The following is a 4527-nucleotide window of genomic DNA, read 5'->3' on the forward strand; positions in this document are numbered from 1 at the left end:
CTAAGCGTTAGAGCAAAAGTAAGTCAATGTGACAGTTTTTAGATAAATGTGCCAGTTGCGTAAGTCCTGACCAACCACTATCCACCAACCACGCTCCTACTAACTCGCTCGTATTTAGTCGCGCCCGCCCTTAAGGGTACGATGGAATTATGGCAAAAATTGAAATATTGGGCGTTCCACACGCATACGAGCTAACGGCTCCCACGACCTACCCCCATGCTTTAGTTTTTATCCACGGTTGGCTCAATAGCCGTGGATACTGGCAACCTGTGATTTCTCACTTATCAGTTGATTTCCAGTGCCTGTCTTATGATTTGCGTGGGTTTGGTGAGTCCCAGCCTGAGGCAAAAATTGATTTTAGTCGCGAAGACACATCTAGTTTGAGCCTAACTGACAATGACCGTTGTCAAGTTGGCTATCCGTTCGATTCTGTTTATACTCCAGCTGCTTATGCTCAGGATTTAGCACTTCTTCTGCGACAGATGAATATTAGCAGTGCTTGGCTAATTGGTCATTCTTTGGGAGGCACGATCGCTCTTTGGGGTGCGGCACAAATGCTTGATCGCGTTAAGGGTGTCATCTGTATTAACGCAGGTGGTGGAATTTATCTCAAAGAAGCTTTTGAGCAGTTTCGCTCAACAGGTCAGAGATTATTGCAAATCCGTCCGAGGTGGCTGTGCCAAGTACCTTTGATTGATTTACTGTTTACTAGAGATACTGTGGCACGTCCTTTGGATCGCTTTTGGGCACGTCAAAGGGTGATTGATTTTGTTGTGGCTGACCCGGAAGCTGCTCTAGGAACGCTGCTAGACTCAACAACTGAGGAAGAAATTAACCGCTTACCCCAGTTGGTATCCAAAATTAAACAACCAGTTTATTTCTTAGCTGGTGCGGAAGATAAAATTATGGAACCGAAGTATGTTCGCCATTTAGCTAGCTTTCATTCTCTGTTCCAATATTGTGGTGACAATGTTATTGAAATTCCTGATTGCGGACATTTGGCAATGTTAGAGCAGCCGGATGCAGTTGCCAATCACATCCGGTCAATAGTCAGGAGTTAGGAGAAAGCAAAGGCGCAAAGGCGCAAAGGCGCGGAGTTAGACTCCTAGAAGAAACGCATTACTACAATAAATTGTCAATAACCCCGCCCACTTATAGGCTATGCATTACCCGGATCTTTCTTAACAATTCCAGAACTGTTATACTCATATCTTGCACCTGGAAAAATTGATGTCAAAACCACAACCATGTGCAAGAGGAGCCAGAGATGATGCAGCAGTTAAGCGCGATCGCACGCTCGTTTTCTCAAGGATAAAAAATTAAAAAGCCCCCCAAAACTATCTAGGCACTGGGCGGCTTTTATCAAGTTGATTGAACTACGGGTACTTACGTACCTGCTTAATCCGTTCACAAAACCTTTGTGCTGAATATGGCATTTACTTCAATCCCGCTCATAAAAATACCTCGGAGCTATTTCTACACGATTTAGAGACAGAACTTAAACCAGCTTTAGAGTATTTTGTTAAAAAAGGTGGTCACGAAACCGATTCTAAAGGTGAACCAAAAATACCTAACCCCAACGGCTGGTTAATTGGCTGTTTGCGTGAAAGTTGGTGGAAAGAAAAACATTTCGGATTGACTGAGTTTCTGATTGCCATGTCTGGTTTTTGACCAAGCCGTGTACCGAGAAATTATGAGTAAGTAACTCTACTTCCGTTTGGGAACTATTAACACAACACATTGAACCCAGACGGGAATAAAAAAGCTGCTTAATCACAAGCAGCTCAATTTTAAAAACTCTGGAATATAAATTATGCATCAATCATCAGAACAGTTATCTCTGTTTACTTTTCAGGCTAACCATACTGCATATATAGCCATTCCCAAGACTTGGCAAAAAATTTATCGCTCTTTTAGTGGCGACTTTGAGGTTATTGGACAACGACGAATTGGTAGGTCAAAAGTCCTTAATTACGACATATACATCGAGATTTACGATCCTGAGGGCAACTGGGAGACGGTAGTTAAGATTACAACTCCCTTAACCTCTGTTGCTGAAAGCGAATTTTATAGTACTGTTGCCCTAATAGAAAATACTCATGATTCGCGCTTCTTTTGACTGTTCCACAGTAAGAGAATCATTAGTATCAGATGTACTAAGTAAAAATGATTCTCTAACCGCAGTTAATGTTTATAAGGAAAAACGCCGAAAACTACTGAGGGACAGGCGCATAGCGAAGGCACGTTTCCGCTCTTAAGCTTCCCCCGCAAAGCTGCCACTGTTAGAAAACGTGTGTGATTCGTTGCCGACAAATGTGTAGCAATACTCAGGGATTAGGCGCAGGGCTAAATAATAGGAGAAATCCTAATAGAACCTTCTCCCAAAGGGAGAGGCTTCGCCAAGACAACTGACTGACCATGTAGGTGTAAATCCTACCCCGCAAGTGCAGCGGTGAAAGCACTTCCCCAAAGGCAACGCGACTAGTCATCAATCCGTAAAGCGGGGATGAAAGGTGTTAGTGCTGGTAGCCTAAAACTGGTACGCATCGAGCAAAATGCCTATGAGTAAAAGCGAAAGCTTGAAGGTGTGTTTAAAGCATCTTAAGAAACAACCAGTGTAATAAGGCTGAACAATACTGGAGCCAAAAGGCAAAGGGTAAGGAGTTGGCAAGTATAACGTTGACCAATTTGCACTTTCAATAAACCAGGTGGAGAGCATCACTCTAAGGGCATAAAGAATGGTCAGTCGGAACGAATTAACAAGAGCTAACGTTCTTGGTGAGGTCGATTCTCCAAGTAGGTACTAACCGGATACAACGAGTGGGAGAGATTGAGTTAAGAAGCGATTATGCCCTTATGTAATACAAGGGATATGCAGACGTACTCACGGTGATTGGGAAGATAAAGGAATAAGTAGCATAAAATATGGTTTATACGAGTTTAAAGACTACGGAAACATGGGCATCCATCAACTGGCGCAAGCTGGAACGACGGGTGTACAAAATGCACTCATCGCATTTATCGAGCCTCTCAACGTGGTGATGTGAAAACAGTTCACAGACAAAGAGCGATTGTTAATGAGTTCTCGGTCGGCAAAACTTCTAGCCGTGCGTAAAATCAGTCAAGACATCAAGGGAAAAAGACGCTTCTGAATGGATGGGATAGTGCGATTCGTTCAGTCGAAATGAGTAGTAATACTCAGGGATGACTGGCTTTTGTGAGATAACCCATTCGGGGTGGAGTTCGCACTTTAATCTCTCACAGATGACAACTGAATAACCATGAGGGTGACTCCAAGGAAATCCGAGAGTACAAAAGAGAATTCCCTCCCCGCAGGTGCAGCGCGTACTGCTCGACTTTGCTTAGTAGCGACTAAGCATCAATGGGAGCGCATCGGGGTGAAAACGAGTAAGAACTAGCAGCCCAAGCCGATTCTCTTCAAGCAAGAACCTATGAGTAGCGAAGTGCGAAGATGCATCTGAACCGTCGTCACCACTAAGAGTGCGCTCGCCCGGCGCTGTATACGCAAAGAACCAAAAGGCACAGGATAGGGGGCTGGCAAATGATACCTTGACCAGCAAGCACTCCCGATAAACCCGGCGGATAGCATCACTCTAACGGTTGAAAACAATGGTTATTCGCAACGAATTAACAACAGCGTTTACTCTGGTGGTGGTCGAGACTGAGCAGGTGTTAACCGCATGTAACGAGTAGGTTCGATTGAGCAAAGCCGGAGACTCGGAAAGCGACGGTCAAAAGCGAATGCCTGACTGTAATGGTGAGGATATGCTGACAGACTCACTTCGGATTTGGAATGTAGGGTTGTCAGTAGCAATGAATAAGTCTAAAACGCGACAATTTACCGACCTACTACCAAAAAGGTCTGACCTGACTCCAGAAGGATTCATTCCCCTTCAGGAAAAACCTATAAGGAAAGTAGTTGGTGAAAAATCGACGGTGGAATCGAGACACATTAACTGGCGCAAGCTAGAGAAGCGTGTTTACAAGTTGCAGTCATCGAATCTACAAAGCCTCAGCTCGTGGTGATGTCAAAGCGGTTCGCAGACTCCAGAGGAGGCTGATGAGATCCTCGTCAGCCAAGTGTCTTTCGGTACGCCCTTGTAACACAAGATAACCAGGGGAAGAAAACGCTTCTCAGTGGATCGGGTGAAAGCCCTATCCCCAGCAGCACGTCTGATTCTGGTTGCCGAATTAAAACTCAACTCAAAGGTGAAGCCGACACGACGGGTTTGAATTCCCAAACCACCGAACGGATGAGAAACGACCTTTGGGTATCCCGACGGTGTGTTCATATTGCACTAAGTCCAATGAGCTTTGGGGATATTGTAGCTATGTTTAACATCATGCTGCAACCGAACCTTTGATTGCAAGCGATCGCGAGGACAGTGCAGCATATAAGGTCTGGTGTGACCATCCATGTATTACGCGGTAGAAGCAGTCTCGAGAGCTATCTAATGCAAGTTGCTTTTTGCTCCTGGTAATACACGGTTATTGTTGCTACACTAT

The 4527-nt window shown here is 44.6% G+C and carries 5 protein-coding genes; all 5 read left to right on the top strand.

What is annotated here, in order from left to right:
* Positions 1-149 precede the first annotated feature (149 nt).
* Positions 150-1061, top strand: a complete 912-nt coding sequence (locus AABK37_RS40520; protein WP_432557030.1) for an alpha/beta fold hydrolase — start codon at positions 150-152, stop codon at positions 1059-1061.
* Positions 1062-1371: 310 nt separating this feature from the next.
* Positions 1372-1671 carry a hypothetical protein gene (locus tag AABK37_RS40525; protein ID WP_432557031.1) on the top strand — a complete coding sequence of 100 codons (300 nt, stop codon included), beginning with the start codon at positions 1372-1374 and terminating at the stop codon, positions 1669-1671.
* Between the two features lie 142 nt (positions 1672-1813).
* Positions 1814-2119, top strand: coding sequence for a hypothetical protein (locus AABK37_RS40530; protein WP_432557032.1), 306 nt, complete (start codon positions 1814-1816; stop codon positions 2117-2119).
* A 1601-nt stretch (positions 2120-3720) separates the two neighbouring features.
* A complete protein-coding gene (locus AABK37_RS40535; RefSeq protein ID WP_432557034.1) occupies positions 3721-4047 on the top strand; it encodes a hypothetical protein in 327 nt (108 codons plus the stop codon).
* Complete coding sequence (locus AABK37_RS40540; protein WP_432557033.1) at positions 3998-4135, top strand: reverse transcriptase N-terminal domain-containing protein; 138 nt, start codon at positions 3998-4000, stop codon at positions 4133-4135. The genes AABK37_RS40535 and AABK37_RS40540 overlap by 50 nt, the downstream gene beginning before the upstream one ends.
* Positions 4136-4527: the final 392 nt, after the last annotated feature.

Origin of the sequence: Tolypothrix sp. VBCCA 56010 (genome assembly GCF_050875635.1) — a bacterium.
Lineage (GTDB): Bacteria > Cyanobacteriota > Cyanobacteriia > Cyanobacteriales > Nostocaceae > Hassallia.

Excerpts from the sequence above, each read along its gene's own strand:
- AABK37_RS40520 (WP_432557030.1), top strand. The coding sequence starts at position 150 with ATGGCAAAAATTGAAATATTGGGCGTTCCACACGCATACGAGCTAACG.
- AABK37_RS40530 (WP_432557032.1), top strand. The coding sequence starts at position 1,814 with ATGCATCAATCATCAGAACAGTTATCTCTGTTTACTTTTCAGGCTAAC.